The sequence below is a fragment of the Rhodococcus sp. DMU1 genome (assembly GCF_012272955.1).
In the GTDB taxonomy this organism is placed as follows: domain Bacteria; phylum Actinomycetota; class Actinomycetes; order Mycobacteriales; family Mycobacteriaceae; genus Rhodococcus; species Rhodococcus aetherivorans.
The window spans coordinates 5085370-5108142 of sequence record NZ_CP050952.1 but is presented as its reverse complement, the minus strand read 5'-3'; the positions used below and the strand labels follow the sequence as shown (position 1 = coordinate 5108142).

Here is a 22773-nt window from a genome sequence, read left to right as displayed (position 1 = left end):
CTATTCGGCCACGCTCTTGCGGCCCACGAGCAGGGCGGACAGCGGTCGGAACGGCTGCAACCAGGCGCCCTCGTCGGGCAGCGAGTCCAGGCTCACGCGTGGCAGCGGCTCACGGAACACCCCCGGGATGTCCTCGAGGTCGACGAAGTCGAGCACCTCGGACGTGACCGCCCAGCTGGCGTGCTCGCGGAAACCGAGGACCTGCACCGCCACGCCGGTCGCGGCGATCTCCTCGAGCGGTTCCCGGAACGCCTGCCCGTCGGCGGAGGCGACCATCACCCCCGCCAGACCCTCACTGCGTCGCAGCGCGATGTGCCGCAACATGTCGGAGTCTACGTCGCTGTCCTCGTCGATCTTCGGCTTGGCGAACACCGCGAAGCCGACGTTGCGCAACGCCTCGACCCACGGGCGCACGACGTCGGCGCTGCCCGGCGCGATGTTCGTGAACACCGTCGCCTCGGGGTCGAGGGTGGCCGTCGTGGTGCGCGAGAGCTCGGACGTGCGGCCGAGCAGCCACCGTCCGAGCGCGTCGAACCGCGGCCGGTAGGCGGCGGTGGGCCGGCCGCCCAGGATGGCACCGAGACCCATGTCCAGGTTCGGCGCGTCCCACACGAGCAGCACCCGCTCGTGCCGCTCGGTGCCGTCCGTCGTGGGGGCCGCGGACACGTCGGACAGTTCTTCGTGGACGCTCATGCCCTGATCTTCCCCCAGACCAGCTCCGTGATGCTGCTGCCCACCCGCTGCGCCTTGTCCTCGAACTTCGTGACGGGGCGCTCGTGGCTGATGGGGGACTCCCAGTCGAGCGTCGTCAGCAACGGCTCGGCGTTGCCCGCCTCGGCGATGGCCTCGGCGTACTCGGCGTGGTCCGTCGCGACGTGCAGCACGCCGCCCGGCTGCAGCCGGCTCGCGATCAGGGCGAACGTCGGCGGCTGCAGCAGGCGGCGCTTGTGGTGGCGGGCCTTGGGCCACGGGTCCGGGAAGAACACCCGCACCCCGGTCAGCGACTCGGGGGCCACCATGTGCTCGAGTACCTCGACCGCGTCGCCGCGCAGGATCCGCAGGTTCCGGATCGGCGTGTCGGTGTCGTAGGTCCGTTCGATCTGCTGCAGCGTCTGCGCGATGCCGGGCTTGTAGACCTCGACGGCGATGAGGTTCACGTGCGGTTCGGTCCGGGCCATCGTCACCGCGGCCGTTCCGGTGCCGGAGCCGATCTCCAGGACGACCGGCGCCGAGCGGCCGAACCAGGCGTCGACGTCGAGCCGGTCGTCGCCGACGTCGCGGCCCAGCTCGGGCCAGCAGCGGTCCCACGACTCCTGCTGCGGGAGCGTCAGCGCGCCCCGCCGCGAGCGGAAACTCGTCACCCGCGGGTACAGACGGTTTCCTCGGGTCGGGCGCTGCTCCAGCGTCTCGGTCGTGTCCAGATCGGCGTCGTTCACCCGACCATTGTCGCGTATCGGGAGGGTGTGTGGCAGGAGGGACTGAAGTGACCACAGTGTTTTCTCAGGGTGCCGGGTTTTCTCAGGGTGCCCCCGGGCCGCTGCCGTCGACGGCAGCCTCTGCCAGAATCGGCGGCGACACACGGGGGTGGTCATGGTGGGGGATGCGGGGACCGCGCACGCGCGGTGGCGGCAGATCGTCGAGGACATCGGCCGGTTCGACGCCCGGGCCGGCCGACAGGTGCAGCGCGCCCTCGACCGGCACGACGCCCCACTGCGAGTGCAGATCGCCGGTCGCGGCGGCGCCGTCCGTCCCGCGCTCCGCGCAGCCGTCGAGGCGGCGGTCGCGGCGTCGGCACTGGTCGACACCGTGGAGCTCGACTCGCCGGACCGGCCCGAACCGGTCCTCGACGCGGATGTCGTCCTCCTCGTGCTCGCGGCGCGGGCCCACCCCGCCGATCTGGCGGCACTCGTCCGCCCCGCCGATCCGGCGGCGCTCGTCACACGCGACGACGAACGCCTCGTCGTCGTGCTCGATCGGACCGAGGGACTCGAGGATGCCGAGGCCGCGTTCGCCCGCGCGGCCGCGCACGTGCGACGGCCGGTCCTCACGCCCGGCTCCGGGCCGGCGGCGGTCGTCGAACGACTCGGTTCCGCGCGCCGCCGTCGCGACGCCGTGCTCGCCCGCGACCTGGCGGGCATCGGTGCCGGCCCGCGGGCCCGCGACGTCATCGAGGCCGCCCTCGACGACCTCACCGGATCGTCGCGGTGATCCCGCCCGACGTCGGCGACGTCGTGCGCCGCTGGAACCCGGAGGGATGGGCGCGGCTGCACGCCACGTCGGACCCGCCGCGGATCCGGGTGGCCGGGGTCGACGGCTGCGGCCGCGCGGCGCTCGTCGACGAGCTCACCGCGCTCGGCCCGGCCGTCGACTACGTCCATGACGGTCCCGCGACCGTCGTGCTGATGGTGTTCGAGGCGTCGGCCCACCTCGGCCGGACCGAACTCGCCGTCCTCGAGTCCGCCGCGCGCGGCAGCGGCCGCGTGGTGTGCGCGCTCACCGGAACCGACGCGCACCCGGACTGGCGGGCGGTGCACGAGCGGGACGTCGCGCTGCTGCAACGGCACGCACCCTGGCTCGGTCCGGTGACATTGCTGCCCGTAGGGACGTCGCTCGCCGCCCGCGCCCGTGCTGTCGGCGGCGACGCGGGAGCGGTGCTGCGGCTCGAATCCGGGATCGTCGACCTGCACGAGGCGCTCACGGCGGCGCTGGTCCCGGGTCCGCATGCGGGCCGGGCCCTGCGCAGCGCCGTCGTCGCCGAGACCCGCCACCTCGTGGTGCAGGCGATCGCTGCCCTGCGCGCCGGCGACGACACGGGGGCCCTGCGCGCCGAACGGGCGCGGTGGAGCCTGCGGGCCACCACTCCCGCCGACGACGGAGGGCTCCGCGCCGAGCTGCAACGGGCCCGCATCGACACCGCGCAGGCCGTCGCGGCGGCCGTGCGCGCGGCGTCCGCCGAATTTCGCGACGCGATCGAGACGGTGGACCCGGCGCACGTGCCGCACCTGCTCGACGACGTGGTCCGCGACCTGCACGCCCGGGTCGGCACGGTCGTCACCGAGCGGCTGGCCCGGATCGGACCGGGTGACCCGGAGCCGGCCGGCCCGGCCACCGTGCCCCCGCGGTCCGCGCCGCCGTCCCCGCGACGTCCCGTGGAGGACCGCCTCACCGTGCTGATCGGCGCGTCGGCCGGGGCGGGGCTGGGACGCGTCGCGGTGTCCCCGCTGTCCCTGGTGCCCACGCTCGAGCTGGCGACGGTACCGCTGAGCCTGCTGCTCGGCGCGGCGGCGGCGTGGTGGCTGGTGCGGGTGCGGCGACGGCTCGCCGAACGGGACCGGATGCGCAGGTGGGCGCTCGAGGAACTCGTCGAGGTGCGCGCCGAGCTCGAGGCCGTCGCGCTCGAGCGCATCGTCGACGCGGAGGCCCGGCTCGGGTCCGCGCTCGCCGTCGCGCGCACCGCCCGACTCGCCACGGCGCGCGACCGCATCGCCGCCCTCGACGACGAGCTGAGACGTCGCGCCGAGGACCGTGCCGGGCAGCTGGCGGCGTGCGAGCGCGATTTCGCCGTGCTCACCCGGGCGGGAACCGCCGGCCGGCCGGGCGCGTCCAACGGGACGACAGCGTCCGATGGTGTGACACGGCAGTGAGGAGCGCGCGATGGTGGACGGATTCGCCGGCACCGACGACCAGGTGTGGGAGCCCGACGTGCCCGTCCCGGGACGTCCCGCGTTCGGCCCGGGGCTGGCCCCCGCGCTGCTCGACCCGGCCGGACCGGGCGCGCTGCCGCCGGCCGTGGACGTCGACGGCGACGGGCTGCTCGACACCGTCACGTTCGCCACCGCGGACGCACTCGTCGTCGCATCGGACACCGACGCCGACGGGTGGTTCGACCGGGTCACCGAACTCGGCGACGACGGGCGGTTCGGGGTGTGGCAGTTCCGGCGCGACGTCGACGGTGCGGAGCACTGGACCCGGATTGACGAAGGTCACCTCGATCGAGGAAAGTGAGGCAAATCGCCCGTGCCCCGGGCGTGCGAGGCGGGTACTGTGTTCGCCCTCTGAATCGTTTCTGTGACATTTCCGACCGGCCCCGATTGCCATCACCCCGAAGTCCGGCGTTAACCTCTATGAATAGGACATCCGGCGCCCGCCTCGTCCGTTCGGCCACGGAGGAAGCGGGTGGTACCCCTGCCGAGAGGGGGAGTCCGGGTCCGCCGCTGGTCCCTGGGACGGTTCGTCGCAGGTCGGGGGAGGGATCCGGTTCCGGCGCACCCCAGGAGAGTTTGATGACCTCAGTGACCATTCCCGGTCTGAACGGCACCGATGGCAAGCCCCCGACCCAGCACGCCGAGCTGCTCGCATGGGTACAGGAGGTCGCCGAACTCACTCAGCCCGACCGGGTCGTCTGGGCCGACGGGTCCGACGCGGAATGGGACCGGCTGACCACCCAGCTGGTCGAGGCCGGGACCTTCACCCGCCTCAACGACGAGAAGAAGCCCAATTCCTTCCTGGGCAACTCCGACCCGTCGGACGTCGCGCGCGTCGAGTCGCGCACCTTCATCTGCTCGCGCAACGAGGTCGATGCCGGACCGACCAACAACTGGATGGATCCGGCCGAGATGCGGGCGACCATGACCGAGCTGTACCGCGGCAGCATGCGCGGGCGCACCCTCTACGTGGTGCCGTTCTGCATGGGCCCGCTCGGCGCGGACGACCCGAAGCTCGGCGTCGAGATCACCGACTCGGAGTACGTCGTCGTCTCCATGCGCATCATGACCCGCATGGGTACCGCGGCCCTGGAGAAGCTGGGCACCGACAAGCCGTTCGTCAAGGCCCTGCATTCGGTGGGTGCGCCGCTCGAGCCCGGCCAGAAGGACGTGCCGTGGCCGTGCAACGACACCAAGTACATCACCCACTTCCCGGAGGACCGGGAGATCTGGAGCTACGGCTCCGGCTACGGCGGCAACGCCCTGCTCGGCAAGAAGTGCTACTCGTTGCGTATCGCTTCGGCCATGGCGCACGACGAGGGCTGGCTCGCCGAGCACATGCTGATCCTCAAGCTGATCTCGCCGGAGGACAAGGCCTACTACGTGGCGGCCGCGTTCCCGAGTGCCTGCGGCAAGACCAACCTCGCGATGATCCAGCCGACCATCCCGGGCTGGCGCGCCGAGACCCTCGGCGACGACATCGCCTGGATGCGTTTCGGTGAGGACGGCCGGCTGTATGCGGTGAACCCGGAGTACGGCTTCTTCGGCGTCGCCCCCGGCACCAACCACGGCTCCAACCCCAACGCCATGAAGACGATGGAGGCCGGCAACACGCTGTACACCAACGTCGCGCAGACCGACGACGGCGACGTGTGGTGGGAGGGCCTGGAAGGCAATCCCGAGCACCTCATCGATTGGAAGGGCAACGACTGGACTCCCGAGTCCGGCACCCCGGCCGCGCACCCGAACTCGCGCTACTGCACGCCGATGTCGCAGTGCCCGATCCTCGCCCCCGAGTGGGACGATCCGCAGGGTGTGCCGATCTCCGCGATCCTGTTCGGCGGTCGTCGCAAGACGACTGTGCCGCTGGTGAGCGAGTCTCTCGACTGGCAGCACGGCACCTTCCTCGGCGCGACGCTGTCGTCCGAGCAGACCGCCGCCGCCGAGGGCAAGGTCGGCACCGTCCGTCGCGACCCCATGGCGATGCTGCCGTTCATCGGTTACAACGCCGGCGACTACCTGAACCACTGGATCAACATCGGCAAGTCCGCGGATGCGGACAAGCTGCCGAAGATCTTCTACGTCAACTGGTTCCGTCGCGGCGACGACGGCCGCTTCCTGTGGCCGGGCTTCGGTGAGAACTCCCGTGTGCTCAAGTGGATCGTCGACCGCATCGAGCACCGGGCCGGCGCCCAGACCACGCCGATCGGCTTCGTGCCGACCGCCGCGGACCTCGACCTCGAGGGCCTCGACGTCGACCGCGACGACGTCGACGAGGCGCTGAAGGTCGACGTGGCGGAGTGGAAGGAAGAGCTGCCCCTCATCGAGGAGTGGTTCGAGTTCCTCGGCGAGAAGGTGCCCTCCGGCATCCGCGACGAGTTCGAGGCCCTGAAGCAGCGCCTCGCCTGACGCCTTGATCGACCGAATGTCACATCGGATCGCTTGTATCGATCCGATGTGACATTCGGCGTTTCAGGGATGCTCAGGACGACTGACTCGCGAGCCACTCGTCGATGCGACGTCGTGCCTCTTCGGGCGCGACGTCCTCGACGCGCGTCATGATCGCCCACCGGTGCCCGAACGGGTCGAGGATCGTCCCGAACCGGTCTCCGGTGACGAACGTCGAGGGTTCCTCGAAGACCTGCGCACCCTGCTCGACCGCGCGGGCGAACGTCGCGTCGGCGTCGGTGCAGTACAGCACGTAGGAATGGTCGACGGTGTTCGTCCCGTCGGGCGCGCGCAGCCCCATGGCCGGCGCGGGGTCGCTCAGCTGGAGCCGGCCGTGCCCGAAGTCCAGTTCGGCGTGCGCGATCGTGCCGTCGGGCCCGTCGGTTCGGTCGACGACCTCGGCGCCGAAGACCGTGCGGTAGAACTCGACGGCCCGGGCCGCGCCGTCGACGACGAGGAACGGCGTGAGGGAGGTGTAGCCGGCGGGGATCGGATTCACGGAATGCGTCATGCGACGAGTCTCGCGTCGTCTCCGCCGGCCGTATTGAACATTTCCGACATTCCCAGGGACGGCGGTGGTGGGCCGAATGTCACACAGGTTCGATTCGATCGAATGTGTGTGACATTCGGCCCGTTGCAGGGCGCCGGCCCGTTGCAGGGCGCCGGCCCGGCACCGGGGTCACGGCCGGAACACCGCGCGCACGCAGCCGTCCTTCTTGTCCTTGAACATCTCGTACCCGCGCACCGAGTCCTCGAGCGACATGTCGTGGGTGATCAACAGGCTGGGGTCGAGCTTGCCGGCCTGCACGTGCTCGAACAGCCGCGGGACGTACCGCTGTCCGTGTTGCTGGGCGGTGCGCAGGGTCAGGCTCTTGTTGGTGAGCAGGCCCATCGGGAACTTGTCGGTGAGTCCGTAGACCCCGAGGACGGACACCACCCCACCCTTGCGGCACGCCATGATCGCCTGCCGCAGCGGCGTGGCGCGGTCGGTCTCCATCCGCAGCGCCTGCTTGACGCGGTCGTAGATCTGCATCAGGCCGGTGCCGTGGGCCTCCATGCCGACCGCCTCGATGCACGCGTCGGGTCCGCGGCCGCCGGTGCTCTCGCGCAGCGCCTCCTGCATGCTGTCCTCGGCGGAGTAGTCGATCGTCTCCAGCCCCAGCCGGGCGGCGAGGTCGAGGCGTTCGCCCAGGCGGTCGACGACGATCACTCGTTCGGCGCCGAGGATCCGGGCGCTCACGGCCGCCATCAGGCCCACGCCCCCGGCACCCCACACTGCGACGGTGTCGCCGGGGGAGATGTCGCAGAAGTCGGCCCCCATGTATCCGGTGGGCACCGCGTCGGAGAGGAACAGGGCCTGCTCGTCGGTGATCCCCTCGGGGATCGGAAAGCAGTTGACGTCGCCGAACGGCACCCGCACGTACTGCGCGTGCGAACCCTGGTACCCGCCGAACGGGTGGGTGTAGCCGTAGATGCCGCCGGACGGGTAGCCGAGCAGCGGCTGCTGCATCGCAGCGTTCGGGTTGGTGGTGTCACACGCCGAGTACAGGTCGTGGTCGCAGTACCAGCAGGCGCCGCACCCGATGAACGACGGCACGACGACGCGGTCGCCGACGTTCACGGAGGTGACCTCCGCGCCCTTCTCGACGACGTCGCCCATGAACTCGTGCCCGAACACGTCGCCCTCCCGCATGCCGGGGAGATAGCCGTCGATGAAATGCAGATCGGATCCGCAGGTGGTCGTGAGGCGGACCTCCACGATCACGTCGTGCGGGTTGAGCAGCTTCGGGTCCTCGACCGTCTCGACGGACAGGTCGTTCACGCCCATCCAGCACAGCGCTCGCATCAGTGGGATCCTTCCGCTCGGGAGTCGCGTCCGGAGGCACCGGAGCTGCCGCGGGCGCTGTGATTGCCGCGGGCGCTGTCATTGCCGCGGGCGCTGGGATTGCCGCGGGCGCTGGGATTGCCGCGGGCGCTGGGATTGCAGCGCAGGGTCGGCATCTCGCCGGTCTGCAGCAGCGCGCGGGCCCGGTACAGGGCGGTGAACGTGGCCGCGCCGGTGATCAGGCCGGGCACCGGGGTGTCGGCCCGCATGCTCACCTCGGTGCCGAGGCCGTGCGGGGCGGTGGCGAACGACAGCAGGATCCGGGGCGGCTGCGACGAGTCGCCGGCGTCGGTGGCGACGAACTGCAGTTCCCCGTCGCTCTCGAGCACGCGCGTCTCCCACGTGATCGGGTCGGCGCCGAGTTCGAAGGTCCACCGGAGGCGGTCGGGGCCGCTCGCGGCGACGGAGGTGCGCTCCCCGAACACCTGCGACAGATTGGCGGGCTCGCGCCAGAACCGTTGCACCGTTTCGCGGGGTGCGCCGATGGTGACGGTCTGCTGGGGACCGGGGTGGGAGCCGGTGCGTTCGACGACGCGACGGACGACCCCCTCGATCTGCCGCCCGGATCTCTCCACGGTCTTGACGATGTCGAACACGGGTTTCTCCTTCCGGGCGCGGGCGGGCCTGCCCCGTGCCGGGTCTGGTGGGCGACGCCCTACCGCAGCGGGGTGCTGTCCTGCAGGGCTGCGACCGGCCGGCCGGCGATGTTCCGGGCGTGCCGGTGACGAGTCATGACGTCGGCTACCCGCGGGAGCAGGGTGGGCAAACCGGTGGATCCCGGGCGGCCGGACCGCTGTGCGGCTCCCCACGTGAATCGGACATCCGCCGGAATGATGCAATAGGTGACGACGGAACCAATCCGGTCGGCACTGCGACCGGGAGGAGGATCGGGCCCATGAGCGGTATCTACAACAATGTCACCGAGCTGGTCGGGCGAACCCCGATCGTGCGGCTGAACCGGCTGACCGAGGGTCTCGGCGCCCAGGTCGCGGTCAAGCTCGAGTTCTACAACCCGGCCAACAGCGTCAAGGACCGGATCGGCGTGGCGATCATCGACGCCGCCGAGAAGTCCGGTGAGCTGCGCCCCGGTGGCACCATCGTCGAGGGGACCAGCGGCAACACCGGTATCGCGCTGGCGATGGTCGGTGCCGCGCGCGGCTACAAGGTCATCCTGACGATGCCCGAGACGATGTCCACCGAGCGTCGCGTGATGCTGCGGGCGTTCGGCGCGGAGATCGTCCTGACGCCCGGCTCCGAGGGCATGGCCGGCGCGGTCGCGAAGGCGGAGGAGATCGTCGCGAAGACCGAGAACGCGATCCTCGCCCGCCAGTTCGCCAACCCGGCGAACCCGGAGATCCACTACCAGACCACCGGTGAGGAGATCTGGAAGGACACCGAGGGCGCGGTCGACATCTTCGTCGCCGGCATCGGCACCGGCGGCACGATCACCGGCGCGGGCCGCAGGCTCAAGGAATACAAGCCGGAGGTGAAGATCGTCGGCGTCGAGCCCATCGATTCGCCCATCCTCACCGGCGGACAGCCGGGCCCGCACAAGATCCAGGGCATCGGCGCGAACTTCGTGCCCGACGTGCTCGACCGCGAGGTCTACGACGAGATCGTCGACGTCTCGTTCGACGACGCCGTCCGCGTGGGCCGGGATCTCGGCACGCAGGAGGGCATTCTCGGCGGCATCTCGTCCGGCGCGATCGTGTGGGCCGCTCTGGAGCTGGCGAAGCGTCCGGAGAACGCCGGCAAGCTCATCGTCGCCGTGGTCTGCGACTTCGGTGAGCGGTACATCTCCACTCCGCTGTTCGAGCACATCCGGGACTGAACGCATCGTGAGTGTTCTGCGCACCCTCCGGGAAGACCTGCAGGCGGCCCGCGGCCACGATCCGGCGTCGCGCGGTGACATGGAGAACGCCCTCGTGTATTCGGGGCTGCACGCGATCTGGTCGCATCGGCTCGCACACCGGATGTGGGCGCGGCCGGCGCTGCGGGGACCGGCCCGCATCCTGGCGCAGTTCACCCGCTTCCTCACGGGCATCGAGATCCACCCCGGCGCGACGATCGGACGGCGCTTCTTCGTCGATCACGGCATGGGCGTGGTGATCGGGGAGACCGCCGAGATCGGCGAAGACGTGATGATCTATCACGGCGTCACGCTCGGCGGGCGGTCGCTGGCGCGGACCAAGCGGCACCCCACCATCGGCAACCGGGTCACCATCGGCGCGGGGGCGAAGGTCCTCGGGCCGGTGGTGATCGGCGACGACGTCGCGATCGGCGCGAACGCGGTGGTCACGCGCGACGTGCCCGCCGATTCGATCGCCGTCGGCATCCCGGCGACGATCCGCCCCCGCAAGCAGCACGAGGAACTCGTGGACCCGGCCTGCTACATCGATCCCGCGATGTACATCTGAGGTCTCGCCGGCACCCGCAGCCGGCCGGGCCGAATGTCACATCGCGTCTATCCAACCGACGCGATGTGACATTCGGCCACCTACGAACTCAGGCGCCGTAGCCGGGCGGGTACAGCACCGACTTGGTCTCGCAGAACGCCTCGAGGCCCTCGGGTCCGTTCTCCCGGCCGATGCCGGAATTCTTGTAGCCGCCGAACGGCGAGCCCGGGTCGAAGGCGTACCAGTTGATGCCGTAGGTGCCGGTGCGCACCCGCGACGCCACCTCGAGGCCCTTCTCGACGTCGGTGGTGTACACCGAGCCGGCGAGGCCGTAGTCGGAGTCGTTGGCGATCTCGACGGCCTCGTCGACGCTGTCGTAGGGGATCACGCACAGCACGGGACCGAAGATCTCCTCGCGCGCGACGGTCATGGAGTTGTCGACGTCGGCGAAGATCGTCGGCTCGACGAACCAGCCCTTGTCGAGCCCGGCGGGCCGGCCGCCGCCGAGCACCAGCCGCGCGCCCTCCTCCGTGCCCTTGGCGATGTAGCCCTCGACGCGGTCGCGCTGCTTCGCGGAGATCAGCGGCCCGAGTTGCGCCGCCGCGTCGTCGGGCATGCCGACGGGGAAGAAGGCCGCGGTCGCCACCATCTTCTCGACGACCTCGTCGTAGCGCGAGCGCGGCGCCAGGATGCGGGTCTGGCCGACGCAGGCCTGCCCGGTGTTCATCAGGCCCGACATCACGAGCATCGCGACGGTCGAGTCGAGGTCGGCGTCCTCGAGGACGATGGCGGCGGACTTGCCGCCGAGCTCGAGGGAGCAGCGCTTGAGGTTCCGGGCCGCGATCTCGCCGATGTGCTTGCCGACGGCGGTCGAGCCGGTGAAGGTGATCTTGTCGATGTCGGGGTGCGAGACGAGGTACTCGCCGGTCTCGGCGCCGCCCGGGACGAGCGACAGCACGCCCTCGGGCAGCCCGGCCTCGGCGAAGATCTCCGCGACCGCGTTGGTGGTCAGCGGCGACTCGGGCGCGGGCTTGAGGACCACGGTGCAGCCGGCGAGCAGGGCCGGGCCGAGCTTGTTGATCATCAGGAACAGCGGCACGTTCCAGGCGATGACGGCGGCGACCACGCCGACGGGTTCGCGCGTCACCCGGGAGCGTCCGAAGGCGCCGGTGCGCTCCTCCGTCCACGGGAACGAATCGGCAAGTCCCGCATAGTAGTTGATGGTCGCCAGGGACGGCGTCACTTGCATCATCTGCACGGAGGCGGGCGGCTGACCCATCTCGGCGGACAGCGACGCGGCGAGGTCGGCGCTGCGCTCCTCGAGCAGCTTGGCGGCCGTGGCGAGTACCTGGGCCCGCTCGGACGGTGAGGTGCGGGGCCACGGTCCGTCGTCGAAGGCGGCACGGGCCGCGGCGACGGCGGCGTCGATGTCCGCCGGCCCGGCGACCGGCACCGAACCGACGCGTTCCTCGGTGGCCGGCGAGAACACCTCGAGTCGCTCGTCGGTCGACGGGGCGACCCAGCGGCCGCCGATGAACAGCTTGTCGTAGTCGGTCATGTTCTCTTTCCTCAACGGTCCTGGTTTCCTACTGGTCGGATGTCGCTCGGTCGTTGTCGTGCGCGGGGTAGGTGTCGGCGAACCCGGTGAAGCCGTACTGCCGGTGCGGTCCGATCACGGCGACCTCGAACAGTCCGGTGCCGACGGTGTCCGACCCGGCGATCCGGAACCGCGCGAGATGGTCGGTGGGACAGAACATCAGCAGCGCCGGATCGATCTCCCGGACATCGCGGCGCAGCGCCTGCACGACCAGTTCGCCCTGCCACATGCCGTGCCGCCAGTCCTGTTCGAGTCCGTACCCGGTGCCGATGCCGAGCAGGTTCGGCACCAGCAGTTCGCATTCGACGGTCACCGCCTCGCAGCCGGGCCGGTGGAACGTCAGCGTCGCCCCCGTGACGTTGCGGGTGCCCGGCGCGAACACCAGCCGATGTTCCGGCCGGCCCAGCCATTCGGGCTCGGCGCCGGGCCGGATCCGGACCGCCTCCTCGACCAGCCGGCGGCCGTGGTCGTCCTCCTGCACGATAGTGACGATCGTGTCGTCGTCGAACTGCATCACCGAGTAGATCCAGAAGAATCCGGGCGTGCCCTCGTGGGCCGTGCGCCCGGGCGGCTCGGGCTCCCCGACGGGCCGCACCCCCCACGAGCGGTCGCGGTTGCCGAGCCACGTGCCCGGGTCCACCTGCCGGGTCCGGCCGTCGACGGTGAGGGTGCCCGCCCACCGGCCGGTCTGCACGAACCGGGACGTGTCCATGACGACGCGCTCGAGCCGGCGCAGCCGCTGCGGGGTCTCCTCGGTGGCGGGGACGACCCCGTCGAACGTGAGATCGAAGGACAGGTCGGCGGTTTCGGCATGGCCGGGCTCGAGCACCACCCGCAGCCGCCGCAGCCCCTCAAGCACCTCCACCCGCAGCGGGCCGACGGTGGTGTCGGTGCGATCGGTCCCCAGGGCCCTCGAGGCCCGCACGACGAGGTGGTCGTCGCCGCGGCGCAGCACCGCGAAACCGTCGGCCACACCGAGATTCGGGTACTGGCCCATGCCGACGATCAGGAACAGGTCGGTGGTGTCGGCGGGGTAGCAGTTGAAATAGTACCGGTCGTAGAAGTTGCGGTCGGACGTGGCGACGCGCCGGATCGGTTCGGCCGTCTGGTGGACGGGGTAGTCGTCCAGGGGGGAGAGGGAACTCACGGCGCCGCCCCCTGCCGGTCGGTGCCGTCGAGCATGGCTTCGAGGGCGGCGCGGTGCATGATCGCGTCGTCGGGATCGCCGGGTGGCTGCGCCTGGCCGAAATGCACCGCGCGAGTGTGGATGCGCAGCATGATGATCGCGTGCTGCAGCGCCGCGTGGACGGTGTAGAAGTGCAGGTCGCGCGGGACGTGGCCGGTGCGCTGCGCGTATGCGCGGGCGACGTCGTCGAGGCGCAGGAAGCCCGGCAGGCCGGGCAGCCCCGCCGTGGCGGCGATGTCCTCGAAGAACCTGTGCAGGAACGTCATCCAGGCCAGGTCCATCTCGCGGGCGCCGAGGGTGGCCAGCTCCCAGTCGAGCACCGCGACGGGCCGGAAACCGTCGAACAGGATGTTGCCGATCCGCGCGTCGCCCCAGCACAGCACCGCGGGCGAGCGGTCGTCGGGGCAACGGGCGTCGAGCCAGGCGAGCGCACGTTCGACGAGCGGGGAGCGGGGACCACCGGTGCGGGTCGTCCACTCGTAGTAGGAGCGCTGCCGGTCCAGGTGCGCCCGGACGGCGTCGGTGACGGTGCCGGCCGGTCCCAGCCCGGCGGCCACCGGGGCGACGTCGTGGATCCGGGCCAGCACGTCGACGCACGCGTCCTGCATGGCGGCACGCTCGGCGTCGCCGGCCTCGGTGACCCAGGAGCCGAAGTTGTACGGCATGACATCCGGTGGCACCCGGCCCGCCACCCGGGTCATGACGAAGAACGGGGCCCCGAGCGGCGCGGGATCGGGCTCGTACCAGTGCACCGGGGGGACGGGGACGGTGGAGTGCTCGCCGACGGCGCGCATGACCCGGGCCTGGCCCTCGAGGTCGTAGGCGGGGAAGACGGGCACGGTGGTGTCGGCGGGGGCGACGCGGGCGACGAGCGGATGGTCGGTGCCGTCCCAGCGGGCGTCGAACAGCAGCGTCTCGCTGGACATGCCGGTGGTCTCGGGGAGGTGCACGTTCTCGACGACGGGGGCGGTGACCTTGGTGGCGAGCCAGCGCTGCAGGTTCTCGCGGACCTGTCCGGGATCCCGGCGGGAGTCGCGGGGGCGCGCGACCTCGGCATCGTGGGCGGAGCCGTCCTGGGCGCCGTGCGCCGACGCGTCGGGGTCGATGCTCACGCGCTCTCCTTCCGGCCACCGGGGCTGTGACCTCGAACACTAGAACACGTTACAAGTTTTCGGAAGGGGTCAGCCGAGGTGTGTCCCGAACCAGGCGAGCATGCGGTCGTATGCCTGCGCGGCCGCGTCCGCGTTGTACCGCGGTCCGGTGTCGTTGAAGAACGCGTGGTCGGCGCCGGGGTAGGTCACCACCTCGTGCACCAGGCCCGCGCGCTCGAGGGCGGCGGTCGCCGCGTCCCGCGACGCGTTCACCCGCTGGTCGAGTTCGGCGTAGACCGCGAGGACGGCGGCCCGCGACCCGGCGAAGTCGGCGCCGTCGGGCAGCGGTCCGTAGAACGGGACGGCCGCCGCGAGGCGCGGGTCGCCGGTCGTCAGCAGCAGCCACGTCATGCCGCCGCCGAAGCAGAACCCCACGGCCCCGATGCGCCGGTCGGGCACCCGTCGCGTCAACTCGTCGATGCCCGAGCGCATGTCCTGGGAGAATCGTTGCGGCGGAACGGTACTCAGTGCGGCCGTGGCCTGCGCCGGGTCGGCGAACGACGCTGTGCCCCCCTCCTCGGAGAGCAGGTCGATCGCGAGTGCCGAGTAGCCCGCCCCCGCCAGGCGCCCGGCCACCGATCGGATGTGGTCGTTGAGCCCCTTGTTCTCGTGGACCACGAGCACGGCGCCCCGCGGGTCCGCCGCCGGCGCCCACGCACCCTGCAGCGTCCGCCCGTCCGGGCCGGGGAACGTGATCGCCTCCGTCGCAACGGCATCTGCGCTGCCCGGCGGCGCCACCGGCGACGTCGGGGCCGGAGTGCCCGAGGTCGCTCCCGGAGTCACGGAAGGCGTTGCGGGCGAGCCGTTCTCGTTTGCGCAGGCGGCGAGCAGCGAGGATGCCGCGGTGAGGGTGAGTCCCAGCAGCCCCAGCCGTCGCAGCGCCTCGCGGCGGGTGAGCAGACCGTCGGCGTGGTCCACCGCGATCTCCTCGGCGATGTAGCGCTGGAAAGGCGTCATGGCCGCTCCCGTCCCGAGGACACTGTCTTCGTATTGTGACGCGACGGGGGCCGCGGTGCGGGCGATTCGCGCCGAAGCTCAGTCCCCGACGGCCAGGATCCCGGCCCCGGTCAGGGTCCCCACGGCGGCGAGCCGCGCCGGCACGATCTCCAGCCCGGTCAGGAACGGCAGCCGCGCGTGCCGGGCCGCGGCCTCGCGCATCGGCCGCCACATCGGCTCCCCGGCCTGCGCGAACCCGCCGCCGACCACCACGAGGTCCACGTCCACCAGCGCCGCGGCCGACGCGAACACCTCCCCGAGCGCCGCCCCCGCACGCCCCAGGGCCGCGACCGCGACCGGATCTCCCGCGCCCGCGGCGCGGGCCAGCGCCGCCCCGTCGGCACCGGACCAGCCGTGCTCCCGCGCCCACCGCACCGCGGCCGGCCCGCTCGCCACGGTCTCGACGCACCCGACACCCCCGCACGCGCACGGGTCGGCGCCCACGCTCGACACCATGTGCCCGATGTGGCCCGCATTGCCCGTCCGGCCCCCGGCGATCCGGCCGCCCAGCACCAGACCGCCGCCGATGCCGGTCGAGACCACGACGCCGACGAGGTCCGTCGCACCCCGGCCCGCCCCGAGCCGGTGCTCGGCCAGCGCGGCCGCGGCCCCGTCGACCGCGAGCCGCACCCGCGACCGCGGGAACAGGCCGCGCACGGCGTCGACCAGGCCGAAACCGCCCGCCCACTCGCCGATGTTGATCGGCGCCACCGCACCGGCGCCGACGTCGACCGGCCCGGCGCTCGCGATCCCCACGGCCGTCACCTCGGCTCCCGCGGAGACCCGACGCAACAGCTCCGCGCATGCCGCCCACACGCCGGCCGCGGGCGTCGGCACCGTCCGCGGTGCGTCGAGCGTGCCGTCGGCGCGGACGCGGGCGGCCGCCATCTTGGTGCCGCCGACGTCGAGGGCGAGCGCGACCATCAGCGCCTGCGCAGCACGAGCACCAGATTGCTGACCAGGAACTCCCGCACCGCGGGGACCCGCACCAGCCACCACGCCCAGCGCGGGTGGTACCGGGGGAACGCGGCCAGCAGCTCGCCGTGCGGCGTCGAACGCGCCCACCGCAGCCCGTCGCCGCAACCCACCTCGAACAACGAGACCCCGTACCGGTTCTTCGGCTCCCGCCCGTGCCGGCGGGCGTAGCGCCGCGCCGCGTACTCGCCGCCGAACGCGTGCCACGGGCCGGTCTCGTGCCCGCCGAACGGGCCCCACCACAGGGTGTACGACAGCACCGTCAGCCCGCCCGGCCGCGTCACCCGCAGCATCTCGTCGGCCATCACCCACGGCTGCGCCACGTGCTCGGCGACGTTCGAGGAGAAGCACACGTCCACCGATCCCGTGCGCAGCGGCAGCGCGAGGCCCGAGCCACGGATCGACCCGCCCACCGCGAGGCCGGCCGCGTGCATCTCCGACGGATCCGGCTCGACCGGCACGTAGCGGGCGCCCGACGCGCCGAACACCTCCGCGAAGTACCCCGGCCCGCCGCCCACGTCGACGACGGTCGTGCCGGTCAGGTCCCGGCCGGTCAGGCCCGCGTACAGATCACCGATCAGTTCCACGGTGTCGCGCGCGAGCGCCCCGTAGAACAACTCGGGGGCGGACTGCTCGTGCCGGAAGTCGCCGAGCAGCCCGACGGACCGGCGCAGGGTCGCGCGCCGGGCGAAGGTTCGAGCCACCGGGGGGACGGGCAGGGTCGGAACAACCACGAGGAGCAACCATAGCGGCCACCGCACCGCACTACCCGCCGGTAACCCTCCACCGCGGGCGGCCCCGCACCCGTTAGTGTGTTCCGGGATACAACCGTCGACGACGAACCACAGGGGGTCGCCACGTGCGCGAGGTTCTGTTGCTGTGCTGGCGCGACACCGGGCATCCCCAGGGTGGGGGCAGCGAACGCTACCTCGAACAGGTCGGCGCCCAGCTCGCCGCGCGCGGCATCCGCGTCACCCTCCGCACCGCCGCCTACCCCGGCGCCCCCGGCCGCGACGAGATCGACGGCATCACCGTCAGCCGCGGCGGCGGCCGGCTCACCGTCTACCCCCGCGCCCTCGCCGCGATCGCCGCCGGCCGTCTCGGCTTCGGTCCGCTGCGCCACCTCCGGCCCGACGCGGTGATCGACACCCAGAACGGCATCCCGTTCTTCGCCCGCCTCGTCGCCGGCGCGCCCGTGACCGTGCTCGTGCACCACTGCCACCGTGAGCAGTGGCCCGTCGCCGGCCGCGTCATGGCCAGGCTCGGCTGGTGGATCGAGTCCGCCCTGTCGCCGCGCCTGCACCGCGACGACCAGTACCTGACCGTGTCGTTGCCGTCCGCCGACGAACTGATGGCCCTCGGCGTCGACCGTGACCGCATCGCCGTCGTCCGCAACGGCGCCGACGCCGTCCCCGCCGGGGTCGAGCCCGGCGACGAACACACCCGCACCGTGCACCCCACCGTGTGCGTGCTGTCGCGGCTCGTGCCGCACAAGCAGATCGAGGACGCCCTCGCCGCCGTCGCCGCGCTGCGCGACCGCGTCCCCGGCCTGCACCTCGACGTCATCGGCGGCGGCTGGTGGGAGAGGAACCTGCGCGCGGCCGCCGCGGACCTCGGCATCACCGATGCCGTCACCTTTCACGGCCACGTCGCCGAGGACCGCAAGCACGAACTGCTCTCCCGGTCCTGGGTGCACGTGATGCCGTCGCGCAAGGAGGGCTGGGGGCTGGCCGTCGTCGAGGCCGCGCAGCACGGCGTGCCCACCGTCGGCTACCGCAGCTCGCGGGGACTGACCGACTCGATCATCGACGGCGTCACCGGCGTGCTCGTCGACTCCGCGGACGAGCTCACCGACGCCGTCGCCGACCTGCTCGCCGACGCGGATCGTCGCCGCACCCTCGGCGGCAAGGCCCGGGTGCGGGCCGCAGAGTTCTCCTGGTCCGCGACCGGCGACGGGGTGCACGAGGTGCTCGCCGCGACGGCCGCGGGCCGCCGCGTCTCAGGACTGTTCCCGCGCCCGGCGGAGGCCGCCGTGGTGCTCGCGGCGCCGGGCGGGCCGTCGCAGGACCAGCAGGCCCACGAGCCCGCCTGCTGACACCGCCACCCACAGTGCGTGCGCGGCGATCGCCGCCGTCCGGTCGTCCGACCGCGTCCCGTCGACCCCCGGCACCCGGTACAGCGACAGCGCGGCATCGGAGAACACCGGCTCGAGCTGCTCGAGCGCGCGGGCCGAGTCGCCGAGGTCCCCGGGCGTGCCGTGCTCGACGAGCACCCAGCCCACGCCGTGGGCAGCGAGGTCGGCCGGCGCCGCCCCGGCCAGCAGCAGGCGCTCCACCTCCGCGGCGCCCCGACCCTCGCCGGCGACGGTGCCGCCGGCGACGATCAGCTCCCCGGACTGCAGCACGTCCGCGCGCAGCATCCGAGGTGCCGGATCGAGAACCGGTGCGGCGCCGCTGAACTCGAATCGCCGGAACATTCCGGCCGGCAGCACCGCCACGTCGCCGGCGCCCGCCGGCACCGCCGCCGCGACCCGCTGCCACGCGTCCGGATACTGCACCGGCCGCACCCGCCCGCCCACGCCCCACGCCAGATCCGGAAGGGCCAGCAGCACGGTCAGCGCGGCCGCCGTGGCCCAGGCGCCGGCCCGGCCGCCGAACCGCCCGCGCACCGTGCCGACACCTGCCGCGGCAGCCAGCGCGTACAGCGGCACCGCCCACGCCACCCACTTCTGGGTGTCGCGCAGCAGACCCGCGCCCGGCACGTGCACCATCGCCCACGCTCCGGCCCGCAACCCCGTCCCCGTCGCCGCGAGGGCCGGACCGAGCACCGCGACCGCCGCCAGCGCCGTCAGCACCCCCAGCACCGGGTTGCGCCGGCGCCGCCACAGCGCCGGCACCCCGCACGCCACCACCAGCAGCAGCGCCGCCGTGCCGACCAGCGCCCACACCGTCGCCCGCGAACCGGGCACCGCGTCGGCGTTCCAGATGCCCCCGAGCCCCGCCACGCTGCCGAGCGTGCCCAGCGCGGGCTCGGCCCGCGCCGCGAACGCCCGCACCCCCGCCGGATCCGACCCGTCGCCCGCGCCGCCGGAGAGGGCCGTCGCCACCAGCCACGGCGCCGCCACCGCAGTCGCCAGCGTCACCGCGCCCGCGAGACGGGGAAGCAGTGGGGACCGCCCGCCCGGGGCGGCCAGCACGGCCAGCGCCGTCACCGACGCCAGCAGCGCGCCCGTCGGCGTCAGCCCCGCCGCGCCCAGGCACACCGCCAGCGACGCCCACCCGGAGCGGGCGCCCCGTCGCACCGCCACCGACGCCACCACCGTCCACGGCAGCGCCGCGTAGCCCACCAGCAGGCTCCAGTGCCCCTGCAGCAGCCGCTCCGCCACGTACGGGTTCCACACGAACACCGTCGCCGCCACCAGCCGCGCCGGCAGACCGGCCGCCGGCAACAGCACCGCCACCAGGCGGGCGCCGCCCCAACCGGCCGCCCACAGGGCGCCGGTGAGCAGCGCCGTCACCACCACACCGCCGTCCACCACCGCATTCGCCGTCGCCAGCAACGCGTCCTGCGGCACCGCCCGCGCCGCGGCGTCGGTCAGACCCAGCGCCGAATCCGTCAGGAAGGACCGCGGGGTGCTCACCGCGTCGCGCAACAGCAGGTAACCGGGGGAGACGAGCAGCGGCCCGAGCACCACGACCGCCAGGGCCAGGCTGTAGAGGGCCGGGACAGCGGGACGCAGCGACACCGGCCTGGGCATGGCCGCACAATACCCAGCCCGCCCCGGCACCCCGGTCCGGATCCGGTGCCTCGCCGCCCGCACCCGGCGGCGTGCAACCATGGTCCGATGCCGCGACCTGAGACGCCGCGCTCGGCCACCGGAACCACCGTCGCCGGGATGACGATGGTGACCGCCGGGGCCATGACCGCCAACCTGGCCTCCTACCTGCTGCACCTGCCGGCCGCGCAGTGGCTCGGCCCCGCGGGGTACGGCGAGTTCGCCGGCCTGCTGGCCGCCCAGTTGGTGCTGGCCGTGCCGGCGCTCGCGCTGCAGACGGTCGTCGCCCGGGAGACCGTGCTCGGTGCCGGCACCGCGTCCCTGCGCCGTCTCGGGTACCGCTGCGCCGGCCTCGCCGGGTTCGTCGCGCTGGCCGTCGTGCCGCTCGTCGCGTGGGCCCTCGACACCAGCGTCGCCGGTGCCCTCGGCTCGCTCGTCACCGCGCCGCTGCTGGTGCTGCTCGCCGCCGAGCAGGGCCTGCTGCAGGGGCGGGGACGGTTCGGCGCGCTCAGTGTCGTCCTCGCCGCGGCCGGCGTGGCGAAGGTCGTGCCCGCCGTCGCGGTGCTCGCCGCCGGCGGCGGGCCCGGGGCGGCGCTGTTCGCCGGGGCGGTCGGCACCGGGTTCGTCGCGGCCGGGGCCGCCGCGCTCGTGTCGAGCTCCCCGGCGGGACCGGAGTCGGGTGCCGCCCCGGCGGTCGGCGTGCCCGCGGTACTGCGCGCCTCCCAGGTGCAGCTGGCGCTGATCGCCCTGACCTCGCTGGACCTGCTGCTCGCCCGCGCCGTGCTCGACCCGGAGGATGCCGGGCTGTACGCGCTCGGCGCCGTCGCGACGAAGGTCGCGTTCTGGCTGCCGCAGGCCGTCGGGGTGGTGCTGTACCCGCGGATGGCCAACCCCGCCCAGTCCGCGGCCGCCGTCCGGTCCGCCCTGGCCGTCCTCGTCGGGATCGGCGCGGTCCTCGTCGCCGGGGCGGCCGTGTGTGCGCCGCTGGTGCCGCTGCTCGTCGGCGACGCGTACGCCCCGGTGCAGTCGCTGCTGTGGCTGTTCGCGCTGCAGGGCGCGTGCCTGGCGGTGCTGCAGGGGGCACTGCTGTCCGCGATCGCGGGCGAGCGCACCCATCTCGCCGCCGTCGCGTGGGCCGGCCTCGCGGTGGAGGCCACCCTCATGCTCACCGTCGCGTCCACCACCCGGCAGTTCGTGCTCGTCGCCGTGGCCGTCGCGGCCGTCACCGCCACGGTGGTCTCCGTGCTGGCGGTCCGCGCGGCCCACCCCGCGGGGCCGAATGTGACAGCTGTTCGATCCGACTGACCCCGTGTGACATTCGGTTGCCGCGGGCCGAACGAGCGCGCCCACGAAAACGCCGATGCCCCTCCCCGAGCGGATCGGGGAGGGGCATCGGCGCTCGTGACTACTGCTGCGGCGGTTCCTTGCGCAGGTCGGTGCGCGGGATCTCCTGCGTCTGGTCGGTGGTCCAGTCCCGCTGCTGCGGGGGAGCGTCCGTGCGGGGGATCTCCTCGGTGCGGTCGCTGGTCCAGTCGCGCTGTCCCGGCGCGGCATGGGCCGGGCCGGCCGGGGCGGTCGGGCCGCCCGTCGCGGCGACGGGACGGCCGGTGCGGCCGCTGCCGCCGCGCAGGCCGAGCACGATGCCGGCGATCAGGGAGATCAGACCGAGGATGCCGAGGATGATCGGCACGGTGCGACCGAAGAGGCTGAGGGTGTCGATGCCGTTCTTGGCCTGGTCCACCTGGAACTCGATGGTGTCCTCGTTGAACGGCAGGCTCACCTGCAGCACCGTCACCTCGGGACGGTTCGCCTCGCGGGCGTAGTACTGGTACTGCTGCTCCTGGCCCTTGATGACGACGCCGGTCTCCGGCTCGACCCACAGGTCACGAACGTTGGTGTACCACCGGGTCATGGTCACCGGCGTCTCGCCGCCCTCGACGCCCCACGTGGAGGCGGGCAGGCTCAGCTTGTAGGTCGGCACCGACGGATCGACCGTGGACAGGTCGATCGGCCCGACCTCGTGCCGGAAGTGGTAGACCTTGACGCCGTTGATCTCGGTCTCGTCGATGTAGTCGATCGGGAAAGTCTCGCGCGCGTTCAGATCGAAGTACGGGTACGACTTCTGCTCGGTGCCGAACGGGAAGCGGTACTGCAGGCCGTCGCGGTTCGGGATCTCCGCCGGCGGCGCCGTCGCCGAGGTCTGGATGGTGCTGACGGCGTCCGGGTTCTCCTCCTGGGTGACGGGCATGCCGCTGACCCGGTCCACGGTGACCCGGTCGACGGTGGCGGAGACCAGGCCCGTGTCACCCTGCATGTCCAGGCGACGGACCGTCTGGCCGGCCTGCAGGGTCATGATGTCGGCGTCCGACGGCTCCTCCACGGTGACGAACCGCTGCGCCACGATCGGCACGTCGGTGTCGACCTGCGCCCGCCCCGACAGCAGTGCCCGCGCGTTGAGGATGTCGCCGGTGCCCTCGGCGACCGTGGTCACCTCGAGATCCAGCGGCGTCTTGGCGAGCTTGCCGACGGTATAGGTCGGGATCAGTATCGCCGCGACAATAAGGAAGGCGCCCAGGCCCACCAACGCCAATGCCAGTTTCCGGCCCGAGCCCGAACGCTCAGCCATGCTGTGTCTCCTCACTCAACGGTTCCATCGAGTA

Annotated in this window: 21 protein-coding genes; 8 read left to right on the top strand and 13 right to left on the bottom strand. The window is 72.6% G+C overall.

The window, feature by feature from the left end; translation table 11 throughout:
- Window positions 1-693, bottom strand: a complete 693-nt coding sequence (locus tag HFP48_RS23250; protein ID WP_006940232.1) for an NYN domain-containing protein — start codon at window positions 691-693, stop codon at window positions 1-3.
- A complete protein-coding gene (gene trmB, locus HFP48_RS23245; RefSeq protein WP_170914039.1) occupies window positions 690-1472 on the bottom strand; it encodes a tRNA (guanosine(46)-N7)-methyltransferase TrmB in 783 nt (260 codons plus the stop codon). The genes HFP48_RS23250 and trmB overlap by 4 nt, the downstream gene beginning before the upstream one ends.
- A gap of 118 nt (window positions 1473-1590) precedes the next feature.
- Between trmB and HFP48_RS23240 the strand changes: the two genes are divergently transcribed.
- From HFP48_RS23240 to HFP48_RS23225, 4 genes are all read left to right on the top strand, one after another.
- Window positions 1591-2208, top strand: a complete 618-nt coding sequence (locus HFP48_RS23240) for a hypothetical protein (RefSeq protein ID WP_168580121.1) — start codon at window positions 1591-1593, stop codon at window positions 2206-2208.
- Window positions 2205-3644: a hypothetical protein gene (locus HFP48_RS23235; RefSeq protein ID WP_168580120.1), complete on the top strand. Its 1440-nt coding sequence runs from the start codon at window positions 2205-2207 to the stop codon at window positions 3642-3644. Before HFP48_RS23240 ends, HFP48_RS23235 begins: the two co-directional genes overlap by 4 nt.
- Window positions 3645-3654: 10 nt before the next feature.
- Complete coding sequence (locus tag HFP48_RS23230) at window positions 3655-4005, top strand: DUF6802 family protein (RefSeq protein ID WP_050035917.1); 351 nt, start codon at window positions 3655-3657, stop codon at window positions 4003-4005.
- Between the two features lie 278 nt (window positions 4006-4283).
- Window positions 4284-6113, top strand: a complete 1830-nt coding sequence (locus HFP48_RS23225) for a phosphoenolpyruvate carboxykinase (GTP) (RefSeq protein ID WP_029546116.1) — start codon at window positions 4284-4286, stop codon at window positions 6111-6113.
- A gap of 73 nt (window positions 6114-6186) precedes the next feature.
- On the opposite strand, the gene HFP48_RS23220 is transcribed toward HFP48_RS23225, so the two are convergent.
- The 3 genes from HFP48_RS23220 to HFP48_RS23210 form a co-directional block, all read right to left on the bottom strand.
- Complete coding sequence (locus HFP48_RS23220; protein ID WP_168580119.1) at window positions 6187-6663, bottom strand: VOC family protein; 477 nt, start codon at window positions 6661-6663, stop codon at window positions 6187-6189.
- Window positions 6664-6831: 168 nt separating this feature from the next.
- The gene (locus tag HFP48_RS23215; RefSeq protein WP_006940237.1) at window positions 6832-7998 is read right to left on the bottom strand and encodes a zinc-dependent alcohol dehydrogenase; all 1167 of its coding nucleotides are present in this window, start codon (window positions 7996-7998) and stop codon (window positions 6832-6834) included.
- Window positions 7998-8633 (bottom strand): hypothetical protein, encoded by a 636-nt coding sequence (locus HFP48_RS23210; RefSeq protein ID WP_210432781.1) that lies wholly within the window; start codon window positions 8631-8633, stop codon window positions 7998-8000. Before HFP48_RS23210 ends, HFP48_RS23215 begins: the two co-directional genes overlap by 1 nt.
- Before the next feature lie 299 nt (window positions 8634-8932).
- On the opposite strand from HFP48_RS23210, the gene cysK reads away from it, so the two are divergent.
- Together cysK and epsC are read left to right on the top strand one after the other, a co-directional pair.
- Entirely contained in the window at window positions 8933-9868 is a 936-nt protein-coding gene (gene cysK / locus HFP48_RS23205; protein ID WP_006940240.1) for a cysteine synthase A, read from the top strand.
- 7 nt (window positions 9869-9875) lie between these two features.
- Window positions 9876-10454 (top strand): serine O-acetyltransferase EpsC, encoded by a 579-nt coding sequence (epsC, locus tag HFP48_RS23200; RefSeq protein WP_006940242.1) that lies wholly within the window; start codon window positions 9876-9878, stop codon window positions 10452-10454.
- 88 nt (window positions 10455-10542) lie between these two features.
- Here the strand turns inward: epsC and HFP48_RS23195 are convergent, their stop codons facing one another.
- From HFP48_RS23195 to HFP48_RS23170, 6 genes are all read right to left on the bottom strand, one after another.
- Window positions 10543-11991: an aldehyde dehydrogenase gene (locus tag HFP48_RS23195; RefSeq protein ID WP_168580118.1), complete on the bottom strand. Its 1449-nt coding sequence runs from the start codon at window positions 11989-11991 to the stop codon at window positions 10543-10545.
- Between the two features lie 28 nt (window positions 11992-12019).
- Window positions 12020-13177, bottom strand: a complete 1158-nt coding sequence (locus HFP48_RS23190) for a hypothetical protein (protein WP_168580117.1) — start codon at window positions 13175-13177, stop codon at window positions 12020-12022.
- Window positions 13174-14328 (bottom strand): phosphotransferase family protein, encoded by a 1155-nt coding sequence (locus tag HFP48_RS23185; RefSeq protein WP_168580116.1) that lies wholly within the window; start codon window positions 14326-14328, stop codon window positions 13174-13176. Before HFP48_RS23185 ends, HFP48_RS23190 begins: the two co-directional genes overlap by 4 nt.
- Before the next feature lie 69 nt (window positions 14329-14397).
- Window positions 14398-15324 (bottom strand): dienelactone hydrolase family protein, encoded by a 927-nt coding sequence (locus HFP48_RS23180; RefSeq protein WP_168580115.1) that lies wholly within the window; start codon window positions 15322-15324, stop codon window positions 14398-14400.
- Between the two features lie 78 nt (window positions 15325-15402).
- Window positions 15403-16287 (bottom strand): ROK family protein, encoded by an 885-nt coding sequence (locus HFP48_RS23175; protein WP_050035914.1) that lies wholly within the window; start codon window positions 16285-16287, stop codon window positions 15403-15405.
- Window positions 16287-17042 carry a class I SAM-dependent methyltransferase gene (locus HFP48_RS23170; protein ID WP_029546061.1) on the bottom strand — a complete coding sequence of 252 codons (756 nt, stop codon included), beginning with the start codon at window positions 17040-17042 and terminating at the stop codon, window positions 16287-16289. The genes HFP48_RS23175 and HFP48_RS23170 overlap by 1 nt, the downstream gene beginning before the upstream one ends.
- Before the next feature lie 155 nt (window positions 17043-17197).
- On the opposite strand from HFP48_RS23170, the gene HFP48_RS23165 reads away from it, so the two are divergent.
- A complete protein-coding gene (locus HFP48_RS23165; RefSeq protein ID WP_168580114.1) occupies window positions 17198-18433 on the top strand; it encodes a glycosyltransferase family 4 protein in 1236 nt (411 codons plus the stop codon).
- On the opposite strand, the gene HFP48_RS23160 is transcribed toward HFP48_RS23165, so the two are convergent.
- Window positions 18338-20095, bottom strand: a complete 1758-nt coding sequence (locus HFP48_RS23160) for a hypothetical protein (protein WP_168580113.1) — start codon at window positions 20093-20095, stop codon at window positions 18338-18340. The two genes, HFP48_RS23165 and HFP48_RS23160, sit on opposite strands and share 96 nt — an antisense overlap.
- An 87-nt stretch (window positions 20096-20182) precedes the next feature.
- Here HFP48_RS23160 and HFP48_RS23155 point away from each other — a divergent pair, with 87 nt between their 5' ends.
- Entirely contained in the window at window positions 20183-21418 is a 1236-nt protein-coding gene (locus HFP48_RS23155; protein WP_029546055.1) for a polysaccharide biosynthesis protein, read from the top strand.
- Between the two features lie 100 nt (window positions 21419-21518).
- On the opposite strand, the gene HFP48_RS23150 is transcribed toward HFP48_RS23155, so the two are convergent.
- Window positions 21519-22739: a DUF3068 domain-containing protein gene (locus HFP48_RS23150; protein ID WP_029546053.1), complete on the bottom strand. Its 1221-nt coding sequence runs from the start codon at window positions 22737-22739 to the stop codon at window positions 21519-21521.
- Between the last annotated feature and the right edge of the window lie 34 nt (window positions 22740-22773).